General features: G+C 68.9%; 19 protein-coding genes and 1 pseudogene. 7 read left to right on the forward strand and 13 right to left on the reverse strand.

The genetic code is table 11. The annotated features are described in order from the left end of the window. Nucleotides 1-173: 173 nt before the first annotated feature. From F9C11_RS29680 to F9C11_RS29690, 3 genes and pseudogenes are all read right to left on the reverse strand, one after another. Nucleotides 174-1,382, reverse strand: a complete 1,209-nt coding sequence (locus F9C11_RS29680) for an MFS transporter (RefSeq protein WP_409180648.1) — start codon at nucleotides 1,380-1,382, stop codon at nucleotides 174-176. A 183-nt stretch (nucleotides 1,383-1,565) separates the two neighbouring features. Then, entirely contained in the window at nucleotides 1,566-2,654 is a 1,089-nt protein-coding gene (locus F9C11_RS29685) for a hypothetical protein (protein WP_409187001.1), read from the reverse strand. After that, nucleotides 2,570-3,770, reverse strand: a pseudogene (locus F9C11_RS29690) (helix-turn-helix domain-containing protein). Before F9C11_RS29690 ends, F9C11_RS29685 begins: the two are co-directional and overlap by 85 nt. A gap of 366 nt (nucleotides 3,771-4,136) precedes the next feature. Here F9C11_RS29690 and F9C11_RS29695 point away from each other — a divergent pair. The 3 genes from F9C11_RS29695 (at nucleotide 4,137) to F9C11_RS29705 (ending at nucleotide 6,552) form a co-directional block, all read left to right on the forward strand. Then, nucleotides 4,137-4,475 (forward strand): hypothetical protein, encoded by a 339-nt coding sequence (locus tag F9C11_RS29695; RefSeq protein WP_409180649.1) that lies wholly within the window; start codon nucleotides 4,137-4,139, stop codon nucleotides 4,473-4,475. 610 nt (nucleotides 4,476-5,085) lie between these two features. Then, nucleotides 5,086-6,015: a hypothetical protein gene (locus tag F9C11_RS29700; RefSeq protein ID WP_409180650.1), complete on the forward strand. Its 930-nt coding sequence runs from the start codon at nucleotides 5,086-5,088 to the stop codon at nucleotides 6,013-6,015. Nucleotides 6,016-6,189: 174 nt separating this feature from the next. Further along, nucleotides 6,190-6,552 (forward strand): hypothetical protein, encoded by a 363-nt coding sequence (locus F9C11_RS29705; protein ID WP_409180651.1) that lies wholly within the window; start codon nucleotides 6,190-6,192, stop codon nucleotides 6,550-6,552. A gap of 479 nt (nucleotides 6,553-7,031) precedes the next feature. Here the strand turns inward: F9C11_RS29705 and F9C11_RS29710 are convergent, their stop codons facing one another. Together F9C11_RS29710 and F9C11_RS29715 are read right to left on the reverse strand one after the other, a co-directional pair. Beyond that, nucleotides 7,032-9,062 carry a hypothetical protein gene (locus F9C11_RS29710; RefSeq protein ID WP_409180652.1) on the reverse strand — a complete coding sequence of 677 codons (2,031 nt, stop codon included), beginning with the start codon at nucleotides 9,060-9,062 and terminating at the stop codon, nucleotides 7,032-7,034. Further along, a complete protein-coding gene (locus F9C11_RS29715; protein ID WP_409180653.1) occupies nucleotides 9,059-10,597 on the reverse strand; it encodes a helix-turn-helix domain-containing protein in 1,539 nt (512 codons plus the stop codon). Before F9C11_RS29715 ends, F9C11_RS29710 begins: the two co-directional genes overlap by 4 nt. A 371-nt stretch (nucleotides 10,598-10,968) precedes the next feature. Between F9C11_RS29715 and F9C11_RS29720 the strand changes: the two genes are divergently transcribed. Further along, nucleotides 10,969-11,319: a hypothetical protein gene (locus F9C11_RS29720; protein WP_409180654.1), complete on the forward strand. Its 351-nt coding sequence runs from the start codon at nucleotides 10,969-10,971 to the stop codon at nucleotides 11,317-11,319. Nucleotides 11,320-11,582: 263 nt separating this feature from the next. On the opposite strand, the gene F9C11_RS29725 is transcribed toward F9C11_RS29720, so the two are convergent. Then, a complete protein-coding gene (locus F9C11_RS29725) occupies nucleotides 11,583-12,395 on the reverse strand; it encodes an LLM class flavin-dependent oxidoreductase (protein WP_409180655.1) in 813 nt (270 codons plus the stop codon). A 586-nt stretch (nucleotides 12,396-12,981) separates the two neighbouring features. Here F9C11_RS29725 and F9C11_RS29730 point away from each other — a divergent pair. Together F9C11_RS29730 and F9C11_RS29735 are read left to right on the forward strand one after the other, a co-directional pair. Next, nucleotides 12,982-14,154, forward strand: a complete 1,173-nt coding sequence (locus tag F9C11_RS29730; RefSeq protein ID WP_409180656.1) for an ROK family protein — start codon at nucleotides 12,982-12,984, stop codon at nucleotides 14,152-14,154. After that, a complete protein-coding gene (locus F9C11_RS29735) occupies nucleotides 14,151-15,344 on the forward strand; it encodes an MFS transporter (RefSeq protein WP_409180657.1) in 1,194 nt (397 codons plus the stop codon). Before F9C11_RS29730 ends, F9C11_RS29735 begins: the two co-directional genes overlap by 4 nt. Before the next feature lie 20 nt (nucleotides 15,345-15,364). On the opposite strand, the gene F9C11_RS29740 is transcribed toward F9C11_RS29735, so the two are convergent. Continuing rightward, entirely contained in the window at nucleotides 15,365-15,658 is a 294-nt protein-coding gene (locus F9C11_RS29740; RefSeq protein WP_409180658.1) for a winged helix-turn-helix transcriptional regulator, read from the reverse strand. 95 nt (nucleotides 15,659-15,753) lie between these two features. On the opposite strand from F9C11_RS29740, the gene F9C11_RS29745 reads away from it, so the two are divergent. Then, on the forward strand, nucleotides 15,754-16,323 hold the full coding sequence (locus F9C11_RS29745; protein ID WP_409180659.1) for a carboxymuconolactone decarboxylase family protein: 570 nt from the start codon (nucleotides 15,754-15,756) through the stop codon (nucleotides 16,321-16,323). A 469-nt stretch (nucleotides 16,324-16,792) separates the two neighbouring features. Here the strand turns inward: F9C11_RS29745 and F9C11_RS29750 are convergent, their stop codons facing one another. The 6 genes from F9C11_RS29750 to F9C11_RS29775 all read right to left on the reverse strand — a co-directional run bounded on the left by F9C11_RS29750 (nucleotide 16,793) and on the right by F9C11_RS29775 (nucleotide 24,487). Then, nucleotides 16,793-18,940 (reverse strand): AbfB domain-containing protein, encoded by a 2,148-nt coding sequence (locus tag F9C11_RS29750; protein ID WP_409180660.1) that lies wholly within the window; start codon nucleotides 18,938-18,940, stop codon nucleotides 16,793-16,795. A gap of 24 nt (nucleotides 18,941-18,964) precedes the next feature. Further along, nucleotides 18,965-19,540, reverse strand: coding sequence for a hypothetical protein (locus F9C11_RS29755; RefSeq protein WP_409180661.1), 576 nt, complete (start codon nucleotides 19,538-19,540; stop codon nucleotides 18,965-18,967). After that, complete coding sequence (locus F9C11_RS29760; protein ID WP_409180662.1) at nucleotides 19,537-21,252, reverse strand: hypothetical protein; 1,716 nt, start codon at nucleotides 21,250-21,252, stop codon at nucleotides 19,537-19,539. Before F9C11_RS29760 ends, F9C11_RS29755 begins: the two co-directional genes overlap by 4 nt. Further along, nucleotides 21,224-22,519 carry a hypothetical protein gene (locus tag F9C11_RS29765; RefSeq protein WP_409180663.1) on the reverse strand — a complete coding sequence of 432 codons (1,296 nt, stop codon included), beginning with the start codon at nucleotides 22,517-22,519 and terminating at the stop codon, nucleotides 21,224-21,226. Before F9C11_RS29765 ends, F9C11_RS29760 begins: the two co-directional genes overlap by 29 nt. A gap of 150 nt (nucleotides 22,520-22,669) precedes the next feature. Then, nucleotides 22,670-23,368 carry an ALF repeat-containing protein gene (locus F9C11_RS29770; RefSeq protein ID WP_409180664.1) on the reverse strand — a complete coding sequence of 233 codons (699 nt, stop codon included), beginning with the start codon at nucleotides 23,366-23,368 and terminating at the stop codon, nucleotides 22,670-22,672. 78 nt (nucleotides 23,369-23,446) lie between these two features. Then, nucleotides 23,447-24,487 (reverse strand): hypothetical protein, encoded by a 1,041-nt coding sequence (locus F9C11_RS29775; RefSeq protein ID WP_409180665.1) that lies wholly within the window; start codon nucleotides 24,485-24,487, stop codon nucleotides 23,447-23,449. Nucleotides 24,488-24,509 lie beyond the last annotated feature (22 nt).

Raw genomic sequence — 24,509 nt, forward strand, 5'->3', positions numbered from 1 at the left:
CCAGGCTGCGGATGAACCCGCTGTCAGTCGGCACGATCGCCGTCGCTCCTGCCCCCGGCACGGCATGAGAAGGACGCACACGTGCGCGTCAACCGACAATCATGGACAGTTCGGTCTTCCGGCAATGAGTTGACTGGAGGCTGGTCCGCGAACGCGCCACCGGCCGACGACGATCAAGGCTCAGGGCGCTCTGCGGGCATTTCGTCAGACTGCCTCTCCTTGGCCAAAACTTCCTGATTCCGTGTCATCTCCTGATACCGGTTCATCTGCGGCGCGAGAAAGAACGCCGCGGCGACAGCCAGCACGACCAAGACGAAGGACAACGGCATCGACGTAACCTGGGCGAGGCCGCCGATCGCAGCCGGCGCGGCAAGACCCGCACCGTAGGTCAACGTCGCGACCCTCGCCACGGCGGCTCCGGCGTGCGGGCCCGGTGCGCCGACAGTGGCGAACACGACTGGCAAAGTCACCGCGATTCCGATACCGAGCAGCACGAAACCGCCGATGCCCAGAACAGGCGTGCGTGACACGACGAGCACAACCCCGCCGATAGTAGCGATGACCGACCCGGCACGCACCGCATTAACGGCGCCCATTCTGCGGACAACACCGTTTCCCAAGATACGTGCGCCGGCGAGTGCGCAGCTGTAGATCGTAAAAGTCACCGCCGCCAGCGCGGGGTTGGCACCCATAACCTTCACCATGTACACGACGGACAGGTTCGTGCTGGTCGCGTCGGCGAAGACCGCACAGAAGCCAAGAAGCCCGATGCCCAGAATGGCGCGAGTAGGCCAGCTCAAGCGACGAGAAGCTGGTTCGTCAGGCAGCCGATCCGTTACGGGGAGCGGAAGTCGCCGCCATATCGGCCCCAGCGCCGCCAGCAGAACCACGGCCATGCCACCGAGATGGACTCGTCCGTCAATGTCCTGACCGACAGCCAATGCGCCGACCCCGGAAGCAAGCAGCGCGCCGACGTACCACAGACCATGAAGTCCTGGCATGATGGGACGACCCACGGCCTGCTCCACCGCAGCGCCCTGCGCGTTGATCGCGATGTCTGACAGCCCAGCCGCGACACCATACACGGCGAGCAACCCGCACAGCACGACCAGATTGGTCGCCAGCGCCGGAAGCGCGAGCGCTGCTGCCCACATCGCCATCGCGAGTCCGGTGAAGGACCTCGCGCCCATTCGACGGTAGAGCGCACCGGCGAACGGCATCACGACAAGCGCACCAGCGGAGGGTGCGAGAAGCGCGATGCCCAGGCCGCCGATGTCAGCGTGCACGCGTTCCTGAATGAACGGTATACGAGTCGCGAGGGTGCCAGGGACCATGCCGTGGATGACGAAGATCGCCGAAACCGTCACCCGGTCCCGGATCATGCCCGATCCACGTTTCGCCGGTCTTCCTATCATCGTGTACTCCTGCCACAGGACGGAAAACACCAGAAGAACACCGCTAGCCGCGCTCCAACAGTCCGAGCGATCTCCGCTACGTCAGCCAACGAACTCCTTGCCCGTCGACGCTGCCCAGCTGCGGCAACCAGCCCTTGGCACGCCGTCGTACTACCGTCTTCGGACGACCTCGTGCGGTGCGGCGTGGCGGCGAGGTTGTTCAGGACGCAGCCGAATCGTCGCTGACTCGGATTGTGCGCCAGGTCGCTCGAAGTGCTTCGAGTTCGTGCCGGGGAAAGGAACGGCCCCACTGAGCTTCGTAGCCGACCTCGCCCAGGTCCGCGACGAGGGCGTCGAACGCCCTGAGCGCCGCCTTGGCGAGCGTCGTCGTTGGCTGTGCCAGATCAGAGTTCCGGCGTGCTGCGGTGCCGTCAAGTCGACCGCGTGGACAAGCCGGATGGCGACCGCGTTCAGGCGCCGATGGAAGAACCAGCGGTAGACGTCGGGCTCGGCTTCGAATTCGGTCTGTGCGTCGGTCTCGAACAGGGTGATTCTGGTTATGGCCTCCAACAGTTGCTCGGGACCGCCGGTGACATAGGACGTGACCGCCTCGGCGGTCGTCTGCTCGTCCGTCACAGAACAGAAAGCCCAGCCGTGGCGAGTTGCCGTGACGTGGCGATGCGTTCCTGTGCGAGGGCGTGTTCGCGCTGCCGCAGGGCGACGAACGCGACGGCGACCGCGGCGACCAGCAGCACGGCCAAACCGGCGGCGGCGCGCGTGTTCGCGTGCTTCGGTTGCTCGGCTCGCGTCGAGAAACTCCCGCTCCCGCGTTGTGAGACCGACGTCGGCGTCCTGTGCCCAGTCGCAGGCGGCGGCCAGGCGCAGGCCCCGGTAGAGGGTGCCGGGGTCGCGGTCGAGGTCGGCCCAGTCGCTCGCGTCGCCGGTAAGGCGGCGATGCAGCCGCAGTCCGTCGCGGTCCGCGTCGAGCCAGTCGCGCAGGCGGGGCCAGGCGCGGATAAGGGCTTCGCGGGCGATCTCGACGGTGTCGCGGTCGAGCACAATCAGCCGCGCCATGCTGAGTGCGTCGAGCACGGCCTCGAGATCGCTGTCGGGCAGGTCGAGTTCACTGCGATGCAGGCGGCGTTTGGTGTCTTCGGTCCCTTCGCCCAGCGCGGTCAGCCGGAGGAACAGCTCCCGCGCCGCGCGCTGCTGTGTGCGGAGCTGAGGCGGGTGAACACCGTCTCGGCGGTCTGGGCCAATGCGTGCGCGATCCCGCCCGCCGCCTGATAACCGCTCAGGGTCAGCGCAGTGCCGCGGCGACGCCGCCACGTCTGCAACAGGGCGTGCGACACCAGCGGCAGCGCCCCGGACTCGCCCAGCGCGTCGGCGGTCACCTCGGCCAACAAGGCGCTCTCGACGCTGAGCCCGGCGGCGGACGCCGGGCCAGCGACCGCCGCGCAACTGGTCGGAGGTCATCGGCCCGCCCACCACCTGCGTGCCGTTCATCGCTCGCGCCAGTTCGGAGTGAGCGCAGCAGTGCGCGTAGAAGTCCGCGCGCAGCCCCATCACGATGCGGACGCGGCTGGTCTCGGCGGTCGCGGCGGTGATCAGCGCGGCCAGGAACGCCGCGCGCTCGGCGCTGTCCTGGCACACGGTGAACAGTTCCTCGAACTGGTCGACCACCACCAGCAGATCCATCTCGGCCTCACAGCCCGCCAGCAGTTGCCGGGCGGCGTAATGCAGCCCGGCGGGCTCGTTGACGATGTCCTGGCGCAACGTCGTCGCCGATCCACCGGACACCGCGGCCAACGCGACCGCGATCTCCTCCGCTGGACACCGACCCGGTGTGAGGGCAACGACCGGCTGACCGGCTTCGCCAGCCTGCGCGATCAGGCCCGCGCGCAGCAACGACGACTTCCCCGCGCCCGAGGCACCCACCACCGTGACGAACCGGTGATCCGCGACCGCCGCACGAACCTGCGCGACCAGCTCGTCCCGCCCGTGGAAACGCGCGGCGTCACCCGGCTGATAGGCGCACAGCCCGAGGTACGGCGCGGCGTCGTCATCGTCCGGGCATCGGGCAGCCGCGTCCTGCGGTGATGCCTCCGCCGCGAGAGCGGCCGCGGTCTCCTGCCACCGTCGCGTCCACTCAGCGGTGTCCGCGCCGCAGGCGCGCACGAACGCCTGCGTGACCGGGAGGCTCGGCAGCTTCTTTCCGCCCGCCGCGTCGGCCAACGTCGTCGACGAATAATGCGCACGCACCGCCAACGCCCGATACGACGGATTCCCCGCCGCAGTCCGGACCTGGCGCAGCGCCTGGGCGAACTCGGTCAGCACCGAACCATCGTCGAGCAACGGCTGTTCCGCGCGCGGCATCGCGTCCCCTCCCCGTCACCGACGGTCCCAAAACTGCGGACGTCTGCGCAACGGCTGTCCGGCGGACATCCCCGAACGGACCAAACCCGCAGCACGCAGTTTCCTGTCGTTCGGGCAACACTCTCCCGGCCGCGTCATGGCGTTCCTGCGTCTATGCGCTCATGCCACGGGATCGCGGCCCGACCAGGCCCGGGAGTCGTTGTCCGGAACTGTTGTCCGGTGCGACGCACGGCGACACCGGACATGAACGACCGGCTATATCTGGAACCGTCCTGCGGATTCCGCCGGAGAACCCGCGTTCCACCGCGCCGCGGCGGCGATCCGAAATCCCGCTCGAAACAACACCTGATCGGAGAGACCATCGTCATGCCGTCCCAGACCGCACGCCGGCGCGCAGCACGGATCACCGGCACAGCAGCCATCGCCGGATTCTGTTTCGGCGCAGTGCCGACCGCCGCTTCCGCCGCCGCACCAGCCGTCCTCGCGGCAGTCGGCCAGGCGAAGCCCGCCCAGGTGTGCTTCGTCAACGCCTACAACATCGACTACCGCTACGGGCCGGGCACCGAATACCTCATCGCCGGCTGGGTCAACAAAGGCCAAGGCTTCGACGTCGTCGAACGCCGCGGACACTGGTCGGCGGGCCACCTGTGGGGCCCGGACTACACCAGCTTCTACTGGATCGACAGCCAGTACCTCAACTGCTGAACACAGCACGCGGACGAATGCCGGACGACACAGGAACAGAGCGGTCCGCGCGGTGCTCCCGGACCACGCCGCCGCAGCGCCCATGGCACTCGGCCCCGTGTGAGCGACCACAGCCGAAGCAACCTCTCCGATCGCCCTGGAACCTCACCGACAACGGCAGCCGCCGTCGCGCGCTCCGCGACAACGCTCCTGGCTGCGACACAACCCTTCGCACAGCCGCCCCGCAGCCAGCAGATCCGACCCGAGTTCCAGAATCCGAAATCGGCACGACTCGCGGTCGCACGGCCTCTGAGCGGACCAGGCCGTCGATTCCGGCACCTGCCCTGCCAGGGGCCGCTCCAGCGCCGCTTGCCGACGCCCCCATCCCTCGATTGCCGCACGGAAGAAGGAAGACAGGAAATTGGACAGCCCGTAATACATCACGATAACAGGAGAATAAATGCCGAGTAATACGCGCATTCTAGCATCGCTGGGGATTTCAGTTGTCCTTTCCTCGTTGTTCGCCACGGGATCAGCTCAGGCAACTTCCGCGGGCCCGTCAGCGGCTTGCAATACGGTCGACCATTGTTACGCCGTCGGGTTCATCGGATCCAGGCAGGAGCCGCTGTGGATGAACGCGGTTGGCTCCGACCTCGGAGTCGGCTGCCTTCACGTTGACGACCGAGACACCGACTTCGCGAACTGGGAGGCGTGGATCCTCACCAATCTGAACGATCCGAAGTCGGACACGTGGGTCGAAGCGGGGATGACCGCCGGGACGCTGCAGCGCTCCCCCGGGCAAGAGAAGGGTTTCCTCTGGTACTGGGCCGATCAGCGCCCAGGAGTCCCCTACCGTGAGTTCTTCATCAAACCCGCGCATGAACTCGTTCACGAGAACGTGACCTTCAAATGGGTCCCCAACAGCCCCGACTGGGAGGTCTACCAGAACGGAGAACGCGTCGGGACCTCTGCGGGCAACGGTGCGTACGGCGGCCAGGCGTACAACGGACTGGAAGTAACGACTCCGGGCGCACGGGTCTTCGGCAGCTCCCTCAGGTTCCAATACCAGGACACCGATAACGTCTGGCATCCAGCGCAAACGGACACGTACAATCAAAGCCGCGATCTGTTCAGCATCTACACGAACGGGCAAGGCATCACGGCTTCAACCCGCAAACCCTGCGTAGACAAGAAAGAAAAGATGACCGCTGACCGCAGCAATACACCTCCTTCCGCGTCAGACCTGCTGAACACGGCAACGAGCCTGGCAGCCGCCAACGATGAAAGCAGTCCCGCAGATATAACATACGTGAAAACCGACCGGAACTCGCTCCAGCGCGTCGACGGAACGGCGCCGAAATCCAACGACCCGGTCTACTTGATCCAAATGACGGGAAACTTCATCGGATACGCCGCCAAGGTTCCTCCCGGGAGCAAAGCTCCCAGAGGGAACGTGTTGACAGCCACGGTCGACGCACGCTCCGGACAGGTCCTGGGATGGTCGATCCTGCTGGAGCCGCACGACCTCGCGACGTTCGGACAGGTGTCGTCACTGCGGTAGGCCCCTGATCGTCACGTCAAGCTTCGGGGGCCGCGCGCATTCCGCTCGGGCGAGCCGGCCCCGGAGACAGGGCCGGGTCATCGCGCGTTCCGCGCGCGAGGGCCCGGAGAACGACAGACAGCACCGCGGCCCGTCCGACATCACGCACGACACAACAAACAACAGGAGAAGACCATGTTCATGCCGTCCAAGACATCCCGCCGGCGCGCAGCAGCCTGGCTCACCGGCGCAGCAGCCGTCACCGGGCTCGGCTTCGCCGCCGCAGCCCCGCCCGCCGCGACCGCCGCGACCGCCGCGACACCAACCCCCTCGGCGGCAAGTGCCGACCAGGCGAAGCTTTCCGAACTGTGCTTCGTCAACAGCAACAACGCCAACCTCCGCAACGGACCCGGCATCCAATTCCCCGTTGTCCGGCGACTCAACAAGGGACAGGGCTTCGTGGTCGTCGCGCCGGGCCCAGTGTGGTCCGCGGGGCACCCGTGGGGTGAAGAGGGATCCGTCGACTACTGGATCGCCACCAGATTCCTCGACTGCTGACACGGCACCCGGACAGTTGCCGCAGGAAAGAGCAATCCAACAGCTCCACGGCCGTTCTGAAAGACGCTGGCGCAGTGGCACTGCCGATCGTTTCCACCGGAGCGACGACACTCGGGGCGTCCAGCCGACAGAGCAGGAAGCCACGACGGCAACGACAATCACCACTGCGTACTTCGCGACAACACACCTGGCGCCGATGAAACCCTTCGGTCAGCGTCGCCCGTGCGAAATCTCCGGCCGCACGGCGAGCTGCATTCGCGACGCGCAGTCATGAGCACCGAGGCCCGTTGCTGGCCAGACCGCTCGGCGCACCCGACGATTTCCGCCAAGATCCTCACTAGTGCCGTCCGCGCAGAAACGGGCGTTCTGCGGGGAAACTCCGACGTGCACTCGCCTCGGAGGCCGTGCTCGCCGGACTGTTCCGGCGCGGCGTGAACGCGGCGGACACGCGGTCGTACAGGTCAGGCAGGGACAGGTTCTTATGCACAGGGAGGACGGTACGGCGCATCGGGAATCACGCTCTGCCAGAGTCCAGCGGTCAGGTCTGAGCCGATGGTCGCGCAGATTGTGCCCGCCGCTTCCTCGGCGCGTGTGTCCCATTGGCGTACTACGCCGTCCTGTCCTGCCGCGGTCAGGCGGTGGCCGTCCGGGGAGAGGGCGACCGCTCGGATCGGCCCGGGGTGGCCGGTCACGACGGCGGTTTCGCGGCGGGCGGGAAGGTCCCACAGAGAGATGCTCCCGTCCGCTCTGGCCGAGGCAAGGGTGGTTGCGGTGGCGTCGAAGGCGAGTGCGAACACGCTCCCGGGACGGGCCTGGAGCGTACTGATTTCCTGACGGGACGCGACGTTCCAGAGGTGGACGGCTCCATCGCTGCCGGCGGTGGCGAGCAGGCTGCTGTCGCGGCTGAAGCGCACTGTGAGGATCGAGCCGGGTTGTCCGCCGAGGACGGCCGTCCGTCGTCCGGTGGCCACGTCCCAGAGGCTGACGGCCGCGTCGACCCCGGCGAGCGCGGCCAGTTTCCGGTCCGGGCTGAAGGCCATGGCCTGGGGGCGGGTTCCGGCGGCGAGCACCGTCGACGAACGGGTCGCGGTGTCCCAGAGCTTCACCGAACCGTCGGCGGCGGCGGACAGTGCTTTCGTCCCGTCGGAGCTGAGAGCCAGGCCGTAATGGACAGCGTCCGGACCGTCGGCCGCCTGGCCGTTGCCGAGGTCGTGCGGGCGTAGGTTCCCGTCGGTGCCCGACATCGCCAGGTGCCGTCCGTCGCCGCTGAAGCTCAGGTTCGGTGGCGCGGCCGGGTCTGCCGGAATCGTGGCGAGGTCCCGGCCAGTACCGACCTCCCACACCCGCACGGTGCCGTCTGGCCGGGGCGCGGCCGCTCTGGAACCGTCGCTGTCGACGACCGGCTTGCCGGAGGAGGAGTCGATCGCGACGCCGACGTCCCAGATAGCGACGGTGTGATCGTCGCTGCCGGTAGCCAGGGTGCGGCCGTCCGGGGCGAACGCGACCGCCAGTGTGTTGCCCGTGTGCCCGCCCACGGCGAGCAGCTGACGTCGCGTGGCGAGGTCCCAGAGCCTGGTGATGCTCTCGTTGGCGCTGCTTGTGGCGAGCGTGCGGCCGTCCGGGCTGAGGGCGATCGCGGTCACTCCCGGCAGCCCGGTCAGCAGAGCTGACTCGCGGCCGGTGCGCAGGTCGTGCTTCCAGACAACGCCTTCCTCCTCACCAGTGGTGAGGAGGAAGGCACCGTCCCGGCCGAACGCGACCCCGGACACGGCCGATCCATGGGCGACCACCGTCTCGGCGACCCGTCCGCCGGGCACGTCCCACAGATCCACCGCGCCGCCGGACCCGGCGACGGCCAGCAGCCGGCCGTCCGGACTGAAAGCCACCGCCAGCGGGAGCCCGCGGCGCCCTGTCCGGAGGTCGGTTCGCCGACCGGTTGCGACGTCCCAGAGACTGACCGTCATCGGGTCGGTCAGCCGACTGCTGGGGGCCGCGGCGAGAACGTGTCCGTCGGGGCTGAACGCAAGGCCGAACAGCGCGGGCGCCGGTGTCGGAAGGGTGCGGATCTCGCGCCGGGTCGCCCGGTCCCACAGCCGCACCGCCGGTGGGGAGATGCTGGCCGTTGCCACGACGCCCCCGTCCGGGCTCATGGCCACTCCCCACAAAGGGGCGGTGCCGCTGATCCTGCCGCGGAGTGGCGACGCCTGAATGCTCAGCAGCGCACTGCGGGCCTCCACCGTGGGAGCTTGCCGGAACGCCGCGAGAGCAAGGAGCATCGCCTGCTCCGGCTGCGTGGCCGCCAACGAGGCCGTCCGGGCCGCCATCTCCCGCGACACCGCCAGGTCGTGCTGCTGCACCGCGTCCTGCCGTTGCGCCGCCGCGACAACGCCGAACGCGAGAGTCAGGACCAGCAGCACAGCCCCGAGCACGACGAGCTGCTTGCGCCTGCGGGCCTGCCGCGCCGACGCACGGACACTGGTCTCGAGGAATGCTTGCTCGCTCGAGTTCAAGCGAGGCGCGCTCCGCATGCTCCACTCGCGCGCCGCCGACAGCTGCGCGCCGCGATAGAGACCGCGTGGTTCCGTCCGGTCGCTTCCCAGGCGCGGGCTGCCTCGGTCAGCCGCCGGTGCACACGCAGGCCTTCCCGGTCCTCGTCGAGCCATCTCTGCAGCCGGGGCCAGGATCTGATCAGGGTTTCGTGAGCGATCTCGACCGTGTCGCGGTCCATCACGACCAGGCGGGCGGCGACCAACGAAGCCAGGACCTCCGGCAGGTCCGGATCGTCGATTTCGTCGCGCCGAAGGCGGCGTTTGGTGTCTTCGGCGCCCTCGCCCGGAGCAGTGAGGCGGAGGAACAGTTCACGAGCCGCTGACCGCTGTGCCGCGTCGAAGCTTTCGTAGACCGTCTCGGCTGTCTCGGCGAGAGCGTGCCGGATTCCGCCCGCTTCCCGGTAACCGGCCAGGGGCAGCACGACACCGCGCCGACGGCGCCAGGTCTGCAGCAGCGCGTGCGACACCAGCGGCAGCGCACCGGGCTCGCCGACTGCCTCGGCGAGCAGTTCGGCCAGCAGTGCGCTCTCGACGCTCAGCCCGGCCGCCGCTGCGGGCCCGGTGACGGCCGTGCACAGCTGATCGGAGGTCATCGGCCCGACCACGACCTGGGCGCTGCCGTTCATCGTGCGCGCGAGATCCGGATGCGCACAGCAGTGCGCGTAGAAGTCGGCCCGCACCCCCACCACAACGCGGGCGCGGCTGGTCTCGGCGGTCGCGTCGGCGATCAGCGCGGCGAGGAAGCCTGTTCTTTCCCCTGGGTCATGGCAGAGCGTGAACAGTTCCTCGAACTGGTCCACCACCACCAGCAGATCGCCCTCGGCCTGGCGGGCTGCAAGCAACTGCCTGGCGGCGCGGTGCAACCCCTCCGGATCGCCGACGATGTCCTGGCGCAACGCCGTCGCCGATCCACCGGACGCCGCGGCCAGCGCGACCGCGACCTCCTCCACCGGGCGCCGCCCCGGTGTGACGGCGACGACTGGCTGGCGGGCTTCATCGGCCTGCGCGATCAGGCCCGCGCGCAGCAACGACGACTTCCCCGCGCCCGAAGCACCCACCACCGTCACGAACCGGTGATCCGTGACCGCGTCGCGGACCTGCGCGACCAGTTCGTCCCGCCCGTGAAACCGCGCCGCGTCGCCGGGCTGGTAGGCACGCAGCCCGAGGTACGGGGCCGCAGCGTCGTCCTCGGATTCTTCGGGACAGGCCGCGGGCGGCGGCGCGTCGGCGGCGATCCGGGACGCCGTCGCGTGCCACCGCCGCTCCCACTCCCCGGCGTCTGCATCGCAGGCCTGCACGAACGCCACGGTCACCTCGAGGCTCGGCAGTATCTTCCCTCCGGCCGCCTCGGCCAGGGTGCTGGACGAGTAGTGCGCGCGCCGAGCCAACGCCCGGTACGTCGGCGTTCCCGCCGCCTTCCGGACCTGGCGCAGCGCCTGCGCGAACTCGGTCAGCACCGTGCCGTCCGCCGGCAACGGCTGTTCCGCACGCGGCATCGCCTTCCCTCCCCGTTCCTGAGGGTCCCAAAGCAGTGCCCTGCCGCGCGTCGGCCGTCCGGCGGACAACCTCGAACAGAGCAACCCGACGATCAGTCGGCGCGGCGAGCGGACCCTTTGTCGCCGGGCATCGCATTCACGGTCGCCGTGCAGCTGCCCAGCGTGTATGCGGCTCTGCCCCGGCCGCCGGCGGACCGGCCGGGCGTGGCGTGGTTGTCCGGAACTGTTGTCCGGGCCGGTGCGAACCGACACCGGACACGAACGGCGGGCTACACCTGGAACCCGGCCGCCGGCTCCGCCAGACAGCAGGAGCCCTGAACGCACCGGCCGATCCGAAACACCCGCCACACCACAACCGACAGGAAACAACCGTGTCCACGTCCTCGAAGATCTCCCGCAGCCGCGCAGCGGCCTGGATCGCCGGCGCAGCAGCCATCGCCGGGCTCGGCCTCGCCGCGGCCCCGGCCGCCGCGTCCGCCGCCCCGCAAACCGCCCCAACTGCCGTCGTCGACCACGCGAAGCCAACCCAGGTGTGCTTCGTCAACGGCTACAACGTCAACTTCCGCACAGGGCCCGGTATCACCTTCCCCAGCCGCGGCACAGTCAACAAGGGACAGGGCTTCGACGTCGTCGGGCGCAGCGGAAACTGGTCTGAGGGCCATCTGTGGGGCCCCGATTACAACAGTCTGTACTGGATCGCGAGCAAATACCTCGACTGCTGACACGGCACGCGGACCGATGGAGCACGGGGCCGCCGTCATGGCCGCCCCGCGCCCGTCTTGCCGCAGCCGGGGCGCGAGTCCGCCTCCCGACCCGCCTCGGCGGTGTTCAACGGCCGCTGTGACCGCAGAAGCTGCCCGGGCAGCCGCAGATGCGCCGATCCTGGAGACGGCGGCGGACCCGCTCGGAGCCCTCGGGCCGGCAAGAAGCCCAGTCTCACGCACTACGCCTGATCGGAGATCCGATGACAGACTCACTGACCACCTCACGCGGCCAGGCGGCGGCAATCATTGCCACCGCGGGCTTGATCGCGGCGCTCGCCTGTGTTGCCGCGGCTCCCGCCCAGGCCGACCACACGCACGAATACTGGAGTACCCGGTGCGACTACGGGCGTGCTGCATGAAACTCGCGCAGGTGGCGAACACGAACACCGCGCCCCGTCGCGCCTGCGGCAGCGACCGGACGAACGCGCGCAACTGCGGGTGGAAGGAGCCCGGGAAGATCCCCGAGCCGAACCCCACGAGGTCGCAGGCAGCGAGGCTGGCAGGGTCGACCTCGTCCGGGGCGGCGACCGGGGCGTCCAGAACCCGGCCCATGACGTCGGCGATCCCCTGAAGTAAGAGAAGCCCATTTCCTCGCGCCGCCGCGGGATTTCCTCAGCCGCGGCCGCGGGATCGCTGCGGAGGAACGCCACCGAGTCCGCCGCTCGAACTGCGGCGACATCTGTATCGGGCCCGGCCATGAACGCGGCCACAGAATCACCGATCACGGGCACGTGCAACGCCAGTTCGAGACCACGCCGGTTGTCGAACTGCCGCACCCGCTGCATGGTCTGCTCCCGGGTCTCGATCTGCGGCATCACGAAAGTCACCGTGTCGGCGACCTCCGCAGCGAGCGCCAGCGATTCCGGGCCGCCCGCGGCTATGACGACCGGCGTGTGCAGGTCCGGACCGTCCAGTTCCCTCAAGGCAGTGACGACCTCACGCACCTGGTCCAACCGCCGGCTCGCAGGAGTGACCGGCAGGCCAAGCTCGCGGAGCTGGACGGCGATCCCCGGACGGCCCGTCCCGATGTCCATTTCGAAACGCCCCTTCGGTGACCACCGACAACGAGTGCGCCTCCCACGCCGTGCTCCACGCCGGGCGGACAGGAGAGGCGTACACCCAGGTGCCCACTCGCAGGTCGGTGACCGCCGCGGCCGTAGCGAGCGCAGGACCCGGCGCAGGCTGCCACTGCGGCACGTGGGGCATCAAGATCGTCGAATAGCCGCTGTCCGCCAGGCCACGCAGCTGGTCGCGCCAGGCCGGCAGGTCGGAAGAAATCGGCGCGACCACCCCGAACCGCAACGGCTTGGTTTCGCGTTTGGTCGTGTCAGCCATGGGGATGTCCTCTCCGCGCCGCCCGGCCCGCTGCCGGACTGTCACTTCCTCTACGAACGGGCCACGGCGGTTTCGACACGTCCCGGCAAGCAAACGGTTCTGCCCCGCGAGTTCGCTGTTGCCCAGGCTCGCAACCCGGCCGCGGTCTGCACATTCGCCGTCGTCGTGGCAGCTGTCCGCCGGGAACCGCTCGTTTCACGAGACGACGCAGGTCATCAGCCGGGCGAGCTTCCCTGGCCTTGACCGCGCTGGAATATCCTCGCTGAACGAGTATATTGAGCTGTCATGACCTCCGCGCAGGCACGGCACTGGCGTTCCGCCGCCGACGCGCTCGCGGTGCTGCGCCGCGAAACCCGGCTGACCCGGCCCCAGTTGGGCCAGCATCTCGGCCTGGACAGCGGTCCCACCTCCGACCTGGTCAAACGACTCACCCGCGCCGAGTTGATCGTCGAACGCCGCGCGCCGTCGAGCGGTCCAGGGCGGCCGACGACCACCGTGCACGCCCATCCGTCCGGCCCGCTGGCAGTGGTGGTGGACCTGCGGCACGGCGACTGGCGCATCGGGACCTGCGACCTGGCTGGCGAGGTCGCCATCACGGCCGCCGGCCGGCATGACGGCACCGCCCCGCAGGCACTGCTCACCCGACTGGCCGCGCGGATCGCGCCGCTCGCCACGTCGCTCGGCGACCGGGTCGCCGGGATCGGGGTCGCGGTGCCCGGCCCGGTGGCCGAGGACCGGCTGGTGCAAGCGACCATGCTCGGCTGGTACGACCTGCAGGTCACCCGCGTCGCACCCGACCCGGACGTGCCGCTCGTCGTCGGCAATGACGCGACGATGGCCGCGGTGGCCGAAGCCCGGTTGCATACCCCGCCCCCGTACACGCTGCTGCACGTGGTGGTCGAAGTCGGTATCGGCGGCGCCTTCGTCGTCGGCGGCCAGCCCGCGCCCAGCGCCCGCGGGCTGCACGGCGAATTCGGGCACCTGCCCCTCGGCGACCCGGCCGCCGAATGCCCGTGCGGCGCTCGCGGCTGCTGGACCGTCGCCTTCGACGTGCCGGCGGTCGCCCGAGGCGCCCATCAGCCGGTCGGAGACGATCCGCGCGCGTGGCTGCACAGTCTCTACACCGACCCGGCCCCCGCACCGGATGTCCGGAGGATCCGCACCGCACTGGCCGCCGACCTCGGCCGCGGGATCGCCGGACTGATCAACGCCCTCGACCCAGACCTCGTCACCCTCGGCGGCCTCGCCGCACCGCTGCGCGACTCGGCTCCGGGCGAGTTCGAGCGCGCCGTGCACAACGGGCTGATGGCAGTGCACCGCGACCCGCCGCCGAGCATCGTCGCCGCGCGGTCGGGGCCGGACGCGTCGCTGATCGGCGTCGGGCTGTCGGTGTTCGACCGCGTCATGGACGCCGAGATGCTCGCGCGCTGGGCCAGCCGCAGCCGGGTGTCCCGATGAGCCGCCGCGGCCGAACCGCTTCCGCCGAACCGGAGACGGCGAGCTACCGGCGTGACGCCGCGACGTGGACGGCGTTCGCGGCGCTGTTCGCCTTCGGCATCCTCAACGCCGCACTCGGCCCAGCGTTGCCCTACCTGCGGGAAATCCAGCACACCTCCTACCTCGCCGGCGCGCTGCACCAGGTCGCGTTCTCCCTCGGGGGCATGGCCGCGGGCATCCATGCCAGCCGCTCCCACGCGCCGCGGCGGCCCATGATCATCACCGGCCTTCTCGCCGCGACCGCCGCCGGAGTGGTCCTCGGCTACGCCCGGGCATTCGCGGCGACGATGACAGCGGCCTTCCTGCTGAGCGCGTTCGCCACCGCCGCTCTCATCCGCATCTGGGCTGTGCTGGCCGATCTGCACCACCGTCACCGCGCCGTCGCGATGACCGAAGGCGAAGTCGCCGTCAGCCTGGCCGGCATCCTCACTCCCGCCCTCATCAGCGCCTGCGCCGTCACCGCCCTCGGCTGGCAATTCTCCTTCGTCATCGCCGCCGCCCTGGTCGCCGCCGCGGCAATCGCACTGCGCCTCACCCGCATACCCCGCGCCACTCCGGCACCAGACATACCCGACACCGCGCACGCCGATGCTGTGCCGGGTCCGACGCCGCTGCGGACCCTGACCGCCATCGCCGCGGTGGTCGCCCTGGAGTTCACGACCAGCTTCTGGGCCGCGAGCTACCTGCACGACGACGTCGGTATCGGCCAGGACACCGCCGTCGCCCTGGTCAGCGCCCTCTACGCCGCCAACCTCGCTGGCCGCCTGCTGGCCAGCAGGCTCGCCCGGCACCTGTCCACGACGGCGGTCCTGCGGCTGTCGCTGGCCACCGCACTGGTCGGCGCCCCGATCCTGCTCGCTGCCCACGGTCCAGTGCTGGCCACCGTCGGCCTGGTGGTCACCGGCGTCGGGATCGGGGGCACGTTCCCGCTGGCCGCGGCCCTGCACGTCGCGGCCAGCCCCCGTACCGCGGATCAAGCGCTGGGCCAGATCCTCACCGTCGCCGGTCTAGGCCAGATCGCCGGACCCCTGCTCGCCGGTGCGCTCGCTCAGCTCAGCGGCCTGCGCGTCGGCCTGCTCGTCCTACTCGCCTTCGCACTGCTTGCCGCCGCCAGCACCCGCACGTCGCGACGAGCGGGTGCTGGCTCCTAGAACGTGGGCCACTCGGCGTTTCACGGGGCAGGGTCGCCGGGTTCATCGTGCGCGATGGCGTCGGCCCAGGCGGCCGCCCAGCCGTTCAAGGGGCGCAGCGCCCGCACGAGCGAGGTGCCATGCGCTGTCAACAGGTAGCCGCCGTCGGCGTGGTCGACGATCCGCAGGGCCCGCAGTTCCTTGAGCCGAGTGTTGAGCAGACCGGGGTTGGTTTCACAGGCCTGTTGCAACGCCCGGAAGGTCAACTGCCGGTCGCGCAGTTCCCAGAGGATCCGCAAGGCGCCCCGGCGGCCGAGGACGTCGAGCGCGACCATGAGCGGCCGCCCTGTCGACGAACCGCGGGCCGGACTGCCAGGTCGGGGAATGCTCATGCTTCAAAAATCGTAGCATCTGCGCCTACGATGCGACCATGACAAGCTTCGAATTTTATAGCGGCCGGGTGGCACCCGCGCCGGAGCCGCTGCCCGACGACATCGCGACGGCCATCGCCGAGGTGATGCGCGGCAACCCGCCGTTGCAGCTGTTCACCACGCTCGCGCGGGACCGTCGGCTGTTTTTCAAACTTTTCAGCTCCGGCCTCCTCGACCGCGGAAACCTCACGATCCGCGAGCGTGAAATCGTCATCGACCGAACGACCGCCCGATGCGGCGCGGAGTACGAGTGGGGCGTCCACGTCGCGGTCTACGCGGCCAAGGCAGGGCTGACGCCGGAGCAGATCCGGTCGCTCACGTTCGGCGGCCCGGACGACCCGTGCTGGGACAGCGAGGACGACCGGGTGCTGATCCGCCTGTGCGACGCTCTGCACGAGAGCGCGACCGTGGACGACGACCTGTGGGCTGAACTCGCCCGCCGCCACTCCGACGAGGCCCTGCTGGAACTGCTGATGCTGGCCGGGTTTTACCGGATGATCAGCTATTTGGTGAACGGGCTCGCGCTGCCGTTGGAGGGGTCAGCGGCGAGGTTCAGCGATGTCGGGTGACTAGTGAGTGTCGAAACGACCAGACCCAGTTCGTCAATCCTTAAACGCGTTCGCCCGCAATTATTGACCATTACCAACCCTGACTGACGTGCGGTTCTCAACAAAATCCGGCTCAGAGCCGCCACTCAGCAGCCGAGACCGCTCGCGATGTCCCTGGATGTGGAAGCAGGGGGTCAGGCCGTTCTGGTCAAGCCGACCACGACAGCTCCGTCGGCGAGTCTGGGGCGGTGCCCTCGCACTCGGCTGCAAGGACTCAGGACGATATCAACAGAACCATGCGACCGCCGCTCCCCGCTATCGCATGTCGTTCAGCCCCGCCGACCCCGAAATCCGCTGCGTTCCGCCTCTTCCGGCGGTCCCGGCCTCCGGTCTGGTCGCCGGCGCGGCACCGTGCGTGCGAATCGACGACCGCTCGCTCGCGCTGTTCGGCGAGACCCGGCGACCCCCGTCGGGTCTCGCCGAAAAGCGGTCAAACAGGAGTCTTGCACGACGTCGAGGTTTCGGGCGAACCAGTGCAGACCACGATCCGGCCGGGGTTGGCGATCCAGTCGATCCAGCCGCCTTGGAAGGTGCTGCGCCGTCCTCCGGGGATGTCGTGCTCGTCGCTGATCGGATAGCCGAGGAACGACCGCTCCCAGCCCAGTTCCGCCCACTTGGCGCGGATCGAGCCCCACACGCCGTACGCACCGGTGTTCGGGGTCCAGTAGATCGAGCCGCCGTTGACGAAATGGCTGTACCGGCCGATGCCGTCCGGGGTGACGCTCTGGTCGTTGACCGGCGGACCGAAATTCGCGAACCGGTGACCGCCGAAGCGGTTCAGGTACACGTCCAGGATCTGGTCGCGCACCTCGTGCACGCCGGTGTCGGCACGCCAGTACAACCGGGCGTGCTGGTAGTCGCGCCACCGCACCGGGCCGTCCGCCTGCTCCGCGCCCACCGGATCGCCCACCCGGGCGCGAAGTCCGTCGTCGTTCAGCAACCGCTGGGCGATGGGCGAGGACGTGTCGGGCGGGTTCGGCACGCCGACGCGCCACACGGTCTCGGCGGCGAAACCGGCGGAAGCCCACATCCGCTGGCAGATCGTCGGCGGAAGCTGGCCTGGTTTCGGCACTTCGGTCGCTTCGCATTCCGGCCCGTTCCTGCCGAGCCCGACCGCCGAACCCGCCCGCCGCAGATAGTATTTCGGGTAAGCCAGCGACCTGAGGGCCAGCACCTCCGCCGAACGCTGCTCGACGCACCAGGTGGCCTTCCGGCGGAACGCGTCGCTGCCGTCGCTCGGCGCCACAGTCAAACCCGAAGCCAGCGGGTTGCCGTTCGGGCTCAGCCCCTCGACCGCGGGGATCAGGTAGGTGTTCAGGCTCCCGGGCATTTCGAACGAATGGCAGCCAGGATCAGCGAGGCCGGCCCGGATCGTCCAGGTCGCGCCGCCCGCCGATCCCGGCTCGCTGGGACCGAGCCACACGGAACCGGCGGCGCCGTTGAGGTACTTCCCGCGCTCGCCCGCCGCGCCGGACTCGATCGATTGGGACAGGGCCTGGTACTGCCCGTAGATCAGGAAGTCGCCGACCTCCGCGGGACCGCCCGCCAGCGCCGCGTCCGCCTCCGCGACCAGCGCCGGGTGCACGAGGCTCTGCGCCGCTTTCGTTCTGATCTCCAGTGCCCGGCGGCGATCCTCTTCCGCTCGCTGCTGCGCGTCCCGGTGCAGGTCGGCGTCGCGTGCCCGGTAGATGCCGGAGCTGATGAACTCCTTCCACGCCGCTGGATCCTCGCTCAGCACCGCGGTCAGCGCCGCCGCGTAGACCTTGGTGTCCCGCTCGGCTCGACGCACGATTTCCGAGACGAACTGCTGATCGGGCAGGTTGATCAGCTCGTCGGTCGGCGTGACGCGAACTACGCTCAACGCGTTCCGCTTCGCCGCGCGCGACTTTTCCAGCTTTTTCTGTTCCTCGTCCTTCTGCTCATCCTGATCGATTTTGGCTTGCACGTCTTCGTTGTGCGCCTCGACGACCCCCGCGTCGAGAAAAGCCAACTGGTCGGCTTCCGCACTCCGGTAGGCAGCCAACGCGGCCGCCTTCACCTTCGGCTGCCCCGACGATACCGCCCAGTTGTAGACCTCGAACACGAAGTTCTTCACGCCCAACGCCAGCATCTGCTGCGTGGCGTTCAGCCCCACCACTTCAGCGGCGTACTGCTTCAGCGTGAGCGTTCTCCACTCGCTTTCTTGGTCTGACCGCAGCGCGTGGAAGAACAGCTCTTGGATCCACCGGGCGCAGGCGCTGTCCCCGTCGGTCCAGGCCAGCCGAGCGGTTCCGGCTACCGCGTTCTTCCCCACGGCCAGCGCGCGTTTTCCCACCTCGGTGGTGAAGCTGCAGTCGCTCAAGGGAAGCAGCCTGCTCGCGTCGTCCAGCATGCTCATCTCGCCGAGCACTTTGATCTTCTCCGCCGAGCCCGCCGCGGCGATCGCGGGTGCTTTCACGACAGCGGCCGGGGCCCGCCCCGCCGCCACCGCCGGTCCGGCGAGCCCCGACGCGAGCACGGCGGCCACCGCGGGGAGCACGGTGATCCGCCCTCGTCTTCGCGCCAGTCTGTCGCCGTCCGGTCTCTTAGTCGCTGTCATCGGCGTTCCTCGATCTTTCTTTCGTCAGCGCGGCGGTTCCGGCCACAGCTGCCTCCATTTGCGGTATTCATCCAGCTCGGGCGATTCGGAGAAGAGGTGCTCGACGAATTTGATTTGCGACATCAGCCAGCTCGTTTCCCACAGCTGTTGTTCCTCCGCCTTCCTGAGCTCGCGGCGCCTGGCCTTCCTGCGCGCCGCTTCCTCCGGCGATATCGAAAGCACCGACAAATAGTCCTTCAGCAGCCGGTCCGGGTCGAGCACCGGAACATCCGGCCGCGGCGGCACTCGCATCAGCAGCGCCGCGGAGAGCCGAAACTGGTCGAAATACAGTTTCCATCGTTCTATTCCACTGAATTCGGCGGCTGCTCGGAAGAGTTCGTCGGCCAACGCGGAGTACCGCGGCCATTCGGCATCGGTCAGTTCACAGCAGGTCTCGACAAATTTTTCGGTGAACCACCTGATTGCGAGATACCAGTCATAGTAGTAAGCGTTCGGGTCCGCGGGTTCGCCTCGCGGCGGATCGGTCAGACGAGCGGCCGCCAGCTTGGCCGCCAGTTCCCGAAACCCCAGTCCCCGCAACTCCGCTTGAGCTGGGATCATCGGAAGAATACCCCGAACTCAGCGAACGCGTCTTTGCCGATGCGCAGATAAGCCCGCCCCAGGGAACCGGCCCGATACGGCTGATAGTGCCCGCTGTCGAGGTTGATGAAATCGCCGGTATAGCCGTCCCGAGCCGACCCCGTCACTTTCACCTCGCCAGCGGACGCGACATCCTGGCCGCGGCTCGCGACAGTGTGCTTGATCTCTTCACCACCCACCGACTTGGGCACCACGACAAGCTTTCCGTCCTGCAAGACCACCCACTTCATGATCCCGCCTTCCGCGACCAGTGCATCGAACTCCGCGGTGCCCACAGTAACCGGCCGGACGCCCAGTCGCGCGGCCACCGCGAGTTCCTCCGCCAGGGTTTCCGGAGTCAGATTCGGCAGCGGGTCGCACAGCCACCCCGACATCGCGTGCGCACCCGCCACGGCGGCGCTGCCGGCTCCGGCTGTCGCCGGCACCGGCGGCCGGACTTTGCACACTTTCCGCACCCGCTGAATGACGGACTCGACTTTCGCCGCGATCTTCTGAATGCGCTCGGATTTGGCGAGGTATTTTCCAATATTGCTGACAGCGGAGACGATCGCCTTTCCGATCGGGGCAAGTTTGGCGAAGATAGTCGCCAGCGACAGCACGTTCACAACCGTCCACAGGCATGCCGAGACATTCCCGTCGCCAAAGCACCGGATGGCGTCGTTCACCCCGATGACTTCGAGCAGGACATCCGCGCCGACCTCGGCGAGATAGGACAGCACATCGCCGCCGCCGGCGCATTCCTGCCGGATCTTCCGGTGCTCCGCGACAGAGACGGCACCTTCGTCGAAACTGTTCAGGTCGTCGACCTGCTCGGGAGTCAGTTCGGCGAGACAGTCGCCGACCTGCTGGGCCTGCCGACGGCGGAGTTCCTCCTCGTCACGGCGGCGCTGTTCCTCGGCCCGGTCCGCCGCCTGCTGGGCCTCGGTGGCGTGGCTGACCGCGTCCCGGGCCGCTTCGGCGGCACGTTCGGCATCTTTGCGCGCGTTTTCGGCGGCCGTGCGAGCTGCCGCGGCGTCGGCTTCGGCCCGATCGGCGGCCTTCCTCGCGGCGAGTGCGTCCGACTCGGCCCGGCTGGCCGCCTGGTCCGCGGCCTTGGCGTCTCGCTCGGCGGCGTCGGCCGCTCGGCCAGCGATGGTCGCGTCCGCCCAAGCCGCGTTGGCCGCGTCTCTGGCCAGCCTGGCATCGTCCCGCGCCTGCCGGTCCGCGTCGTTGGCGCTCGCGGCTGCTGCTCGGGCCAGTACGCCTTCGGCCGCAGCGTCGGCAGCGGCTCGTTGCGCCTCGGCGGCCGACCGGGCCGCAGCGGACGCGGAACGGGCGGAGGACGCTGCCGCGTCATAAGCGGGTTTGACCTCGGCTGCGGCCTTGTTCGCCGCCTCCTGTGCCAGGCGCGCAGCCTCCTGCGCCTCGGCAGCGCGGGCTTCGGCCTGCGTCGCCTGTTCCTCCCCGACCAGCCCGGCCTGCCGAGCCACCTCGGCAACGAACTCGGCGTCGAGGTCGTGGCCAGTGAACGGCGCAACGACAGTGATCGCGGTGTTGGCAGGCTGGGCTATCCCGTTCGAAGACGCCCTCGCCGCCGACGCCGCGCGGATCGACATTTCAGCCTGCGTCGCAGCGGACACCGCTTCCTGAGCGGCCGCGTCCGCTTCAGCCTTCGTTCGCCCGGCGGCGAACAACGCCTGCTGCGCCTCTACCGCAAGCCTGCTGGGACAGCTGTACCGCGGCGCTGGCGTGCTCAGCCGCCTGCAACTCATTCGCAGTAGCCTCAGCCGCCTTCTGGTTGGTGCGCATCGCTAACGCATGCGCGTTCGCGGCGTGTGCCTCTGCCTTGGTCGCAGCTGCATCGGCTTGTGCGTAAGCCGACCAAGCATCGTTGGCGGCGGCCCGTGCCCTGGCTGCCGCCCGCCCTGCCTCGGTGGCGTGCGTACGCGCTTGTACGGCGGCGTACGTAGCGTTGTTGGCTTCGTTGCGAGCCTGAGTTGCCGCATTGGTCGCAGCGATCGCTTCCTGTCCGGCCCCTTCAGCAGCGGCCTTGGCCTCTGCCTCGTACGGCTTGCCCCGTGCAGCCGTAGCGGCCACTTCTAACGCCTGCCGCTTCGCCTCAGCAGCTTGCCGCCCTCGTTCGGCGGCGATAGAGCCGTCACGAGCTGCGGCGGCTTTGCGTTCTTCATCCTCCGCAGTCTCTATCGCCTTCTTGGCGTCAGCTTCATGTCGTTCCGCGCGCGATCGGGCGTCGTGGGCAACAGTGGCCTCCCGCTCGGCATTGCCGCGCGCGGTTCTCGCCAGTGAAGCTTGCTTCTCCGCCTCAGCCCGTTGCTGAGCAGCGGTGTTTCGTTCCTGCTCAGCGCGTTTTCTTGCCTCGGCGGCTTTGCCCGCCTCCTGCTGCGCTATGTCTCGTTGTGCCCGTGCTTTCGCGGCCTCGGCCCATGCCTGCTTGGCGGTCTGGTCCGCCGCGATCCTCGCGTCACGTGCACGCGCCGCGGCGTCCTTCGCCGCGTTCGCCTCCGCCTGAGCAGCCTCCGCGAGCCGCGTGGCCGCCGCCGCGTGCTGTTCTGCTTGTTGCCGCCACTTCGCGGCCTGCTCGGCGCGCCGCTCCGCTTTCTCCTGCGCGTCCCGCGCCGCATCCGTCGCGGCCGCGGCGTCGATCGTGTGCTGAGCAGTCTCCGCGGCACCGGTTGCCGCCTGCGCGGCCAGGTGCATCCCCTGCGCCATCCGCGCCCATTGCGCGCCGTAGGGCAGGTCGATCCCGATCAGGATGTCCGCCTGCGCCTGCGCTGCGATCGCAGCCTGTTCCGCGTCCGTCACCGCCTTCCGGGTATTCTCGACCTGGCGTGCGACCTCCCGCTTCACCTCGTTGAACGCTTCCGGCGGATGCATCCCGCCTGCCTCGTTGGCCGCCAGGATCTGCGCCGCTGTCCGGGGTTCGTTCGCAGCCAGAGTCATTGAGTTCGCCGCGCGCTGCAACGCGTTGACACCGTCGCCGTGGGCGATCAGCAGAGTTCGCCGCGCGTCCCAAGCTTGCTTCGCCCGCTTCGCCAGCTCGGAAAGCTTTTCGGCCGCTTCGCGTTGCTGCCGTTGCTGTTCCAGAAATGCTTACCGAGCCTGCACGTCCCGATTGACGGCGGCTTCATAGCCGCCCTTCGCGAAGAAGTCCGCAATAGCTGCATCGCCAGCGTCCAGCGCGGCCTGCGCGGCTTTGCGCAATTCCAGGCCGCCGGTCGCCACCAGCAACCGCACCCGGTCGCGCAACTGCTTCAGCCGTGCTTCAGCGTTCAGTTGTGCCTGTTCGTCTCGCTGTCGTGCGATTTGCGCGCCGTACGCGAGGAAATCAGCCCGGTCCCCGTCGGTGCCTGCGAGGACGCGCACCACCTCGGCGTTGAAGATCGCGCCGCCGGTTCCGGCCATGGCCTCGATCTGTTTGCGGTGCTGCCGGGCGACTCCCGCCTTGCGGTCCTTCGCTCGCGTCTTCGCCTCGTCGATTCCGGTCGCCATGAACGCTTCGAGCGCTGCGGTGGTGAATGCGTCCAACGCGGCCTGCGCGGCCTTGCGCACCTCCGGGTCCTCGTCCAATTCGGCGTAGTCGGCGACGACGTCCCGAAGGAACGGGTCCACCGGCACGTCGAACGACTGCCAGCCCTGCCACATCGAGGCCGGTGCCGCCCGAGACCCGCCCGTCACCCGCGACGCGCCGCCCTCCCGCGCCTGCTCGGCGCCAGCCGGCATCGCCCGGACCAGCCCGGCCAGCAGCAGCACCGCGAGAAAGGCCACCATCGATCTTCGCAACCGAGACATGACGAGTACTCCCGTCGAAGAATTCGGGAAAATCGGAAGAGACACAAGGAGAAACAGGGCAACCGCACAGCCGGGCAACTAGTCCGTCATTCGCTTTTCGCCGGCTTGCGCCAATTCCCAGAGGGAAGTCCAGTTCGCGGTCTGTGCGGCGGCGGACTGCCGTTCGCTTTCCCATCGCCGCTCGTTATCGTGCGCCGGATCGGCGATGGCCGCCCAGTTCGGTCCTGTCGCACCCGCCGCCGCGGCGACGACCTTCTGCCAGGTCTCCGCCTGTGCGCGAGCCGCGTCCTCGGCATTGCGCCACTCGGTGCGCGCCGGAGTCGCTTGGTCGGCCGCCTCCCGCCAGGCTCGCGCCGCGGCTTTCCGCGCCTGCTCGCGAAATTCTTCCGCGGCGTGGCTGGCCGCCTGCTCGGCTTCCTGCGCCTCGACGAACAACCGGCGGATGCCGGCCCGCCACTTCGCCTCATTGTCGGCGGCGCGGATGAGGAAGCCCTCCAGATCGATCCGCGCGGCACTGGCCCAGCCGTAGGCGAAGAACTCCACCAGGTCGCTCTTGGCCGCGCCCTCCCGGATCGCCCACTCCGCCCGCACCCGAACCTGTCTGCCGGGATCGCTCTTGGCGAGCGTCTCGACGAACGCGCGGTCCGCTTGCCGCAACGCTTCTTCCTGCTTGCCGGACTCTTCCCGGGCCGCCTTGTCCCGCGCCAGCGCCGCTGCGTATCCGGAATCGACGAACTGCTGCCGGTCCACCTGAGTGCCGCCAATCGCACGCAGCGCCGCCGCATTCACTTCAGGAGAGAACTCGGCCGACGTCGTGTCGCGGATCCGCTTCGCGAAATCGAGGTTCCGCGCGTCGTTCTGCTTCGCGAGCTCCATCGCCTCGTAATAGCCATGCGCCCGGAACTCGGCGATCGACTTCGCCTGAGGTTCGCCGAGCAGCGCGACCCATGCGTAGGTGCGCACCATCTCGTAGGGATGCGTCTGCGCGATCTTCAAGACCAGTTCCGCCGGATCCAGCAGCGCTGTCTCCTCTGCCAGACCGCCCGAACGGGCGGCCGCTACCGGCCGCTCGGCTCCCCAAGCCGTGCCTGCGGACAAGACACTGGTCGCGATCAGCACAGCACATCCGATAGTGCGCAAG

The sequence above is a fragment of the Amycolatopsis sp. VS8301801F10 genome (assembly GCF_046195355.1).
GTDB lineage: Bacteria > Actinomycetota > Actinomycetes > Mycobacteriales > Pseudonocardiaceae > Amycolatopsis.

What these genes read in the sequence shown, in the direction of transcription:
- F9C11_RS29680 (WP_409180648.1), bottom strand. Translation starts at nt 1,382, where the DNA reads ATGATCCGGGACCGGGTGACGGTTTCGGCGATCTTCGTCATCCACGGC.
- F9C11_RS29695 (WP_409180649.1), top strand. Translation starts at nt 4,137, where the DNA reads ATGCCGTCCCAGACCGCACGCCGGCGCGCAGCACGGATCACCGGCACA.
- F9C11_RS29700 (WP_409180650.1), top strand. Translation starts at nt 5,086, where the DNA reads ATGAACGCGGTTGGCTCCGACCTCGGAGTCGGCTGCCTTCACGTTGAC.
- F9C11_RS29705 (WP_409180651.1), top strand. Translation starts at nt 6,190, where the DNA reads ATGTTCATGCCGTCCAAGACATCCCGCCGGCGCGCAGCAGCCTGGCTC.
- F9C11_RS29715 (WP_409180653.1), bottom strand. Translation starts at nt 10,597, where the DNA reads ATGCCGCGTGCGGAACAGCCGTTGCCGGCGGACGGCACGGTGCTGACC.
- F9C11_RS29725 (WP_409180655.1), bottom strand. Translation starts at nt 12,395, where the DNA reads ATGGACATCGGGACGGGCCGTCCGGGGATCGCCGTCCAGCTCCGCGAG.
- F9C11_RS29730 (WP_409180656.1), top strand. Translation starts at nt 12,982, where the DNA reads ATGACCTCCGCGCAGGCACGGCACTGGCGTTCCGCCGCCGACGCGCTC.
- F9C11_RS29735 (WP_409180657.1), top strand. Translation starts at nt 14,151, where the DNA reads ATGAGCCGCCGCGGCCGAACCGCTTCCGCCGAACCGGAGACGGCGAGC.
- F9C11_RS29740 (WP_409180658.1), bottom strand. Translation starts at nt 15,658, where the DNA reads ATGGTCGCGCTCGACGTCCTCGGCCGCCGGGGCGCCTTGCGGATCCTC.
- F9C11_RS29745 (WP_409180659.1), top strand. Translation starts at nt 15,754, where the DNA reads ATGACAAGCTTCGAATTTTATAGCGGCCGGGTGGCACCCGCGCCGGAG.
- F9C11_RS29750 (WP_409180660.1), bottom strand. Translation starts at nt 18,940, where the DNA reads ATGACAGCGACTAAGAGACCGGACGGCGACAGACTGGCGCGAAGACGA.
- F9C11_RS29755 (WP_409180661.1), bottom strand. Translation starts at nt 19,540, where the DNA reads ATGATCCCAGCTCAAGCGGAGTTGCGGGGACTGGGGTTTCGGGAACTG.
- F9C11_RS29765 (WP_409180663.1), bottom strand. Translation starts at nt 22,519, where the DNA reads ATGACTCTGGCTGCGAACGAACCCCGGACAGCGGCGCAGATCCTGGCG.
- F9C11_RS29770 (WP_409180664.1), bottom strand. Translation starts at nt 23,368, where the DNA reads ATGTCTCGGTTGCGAAGATCGATGGTGGCCTTTCTCGCGGTGCTGCTG.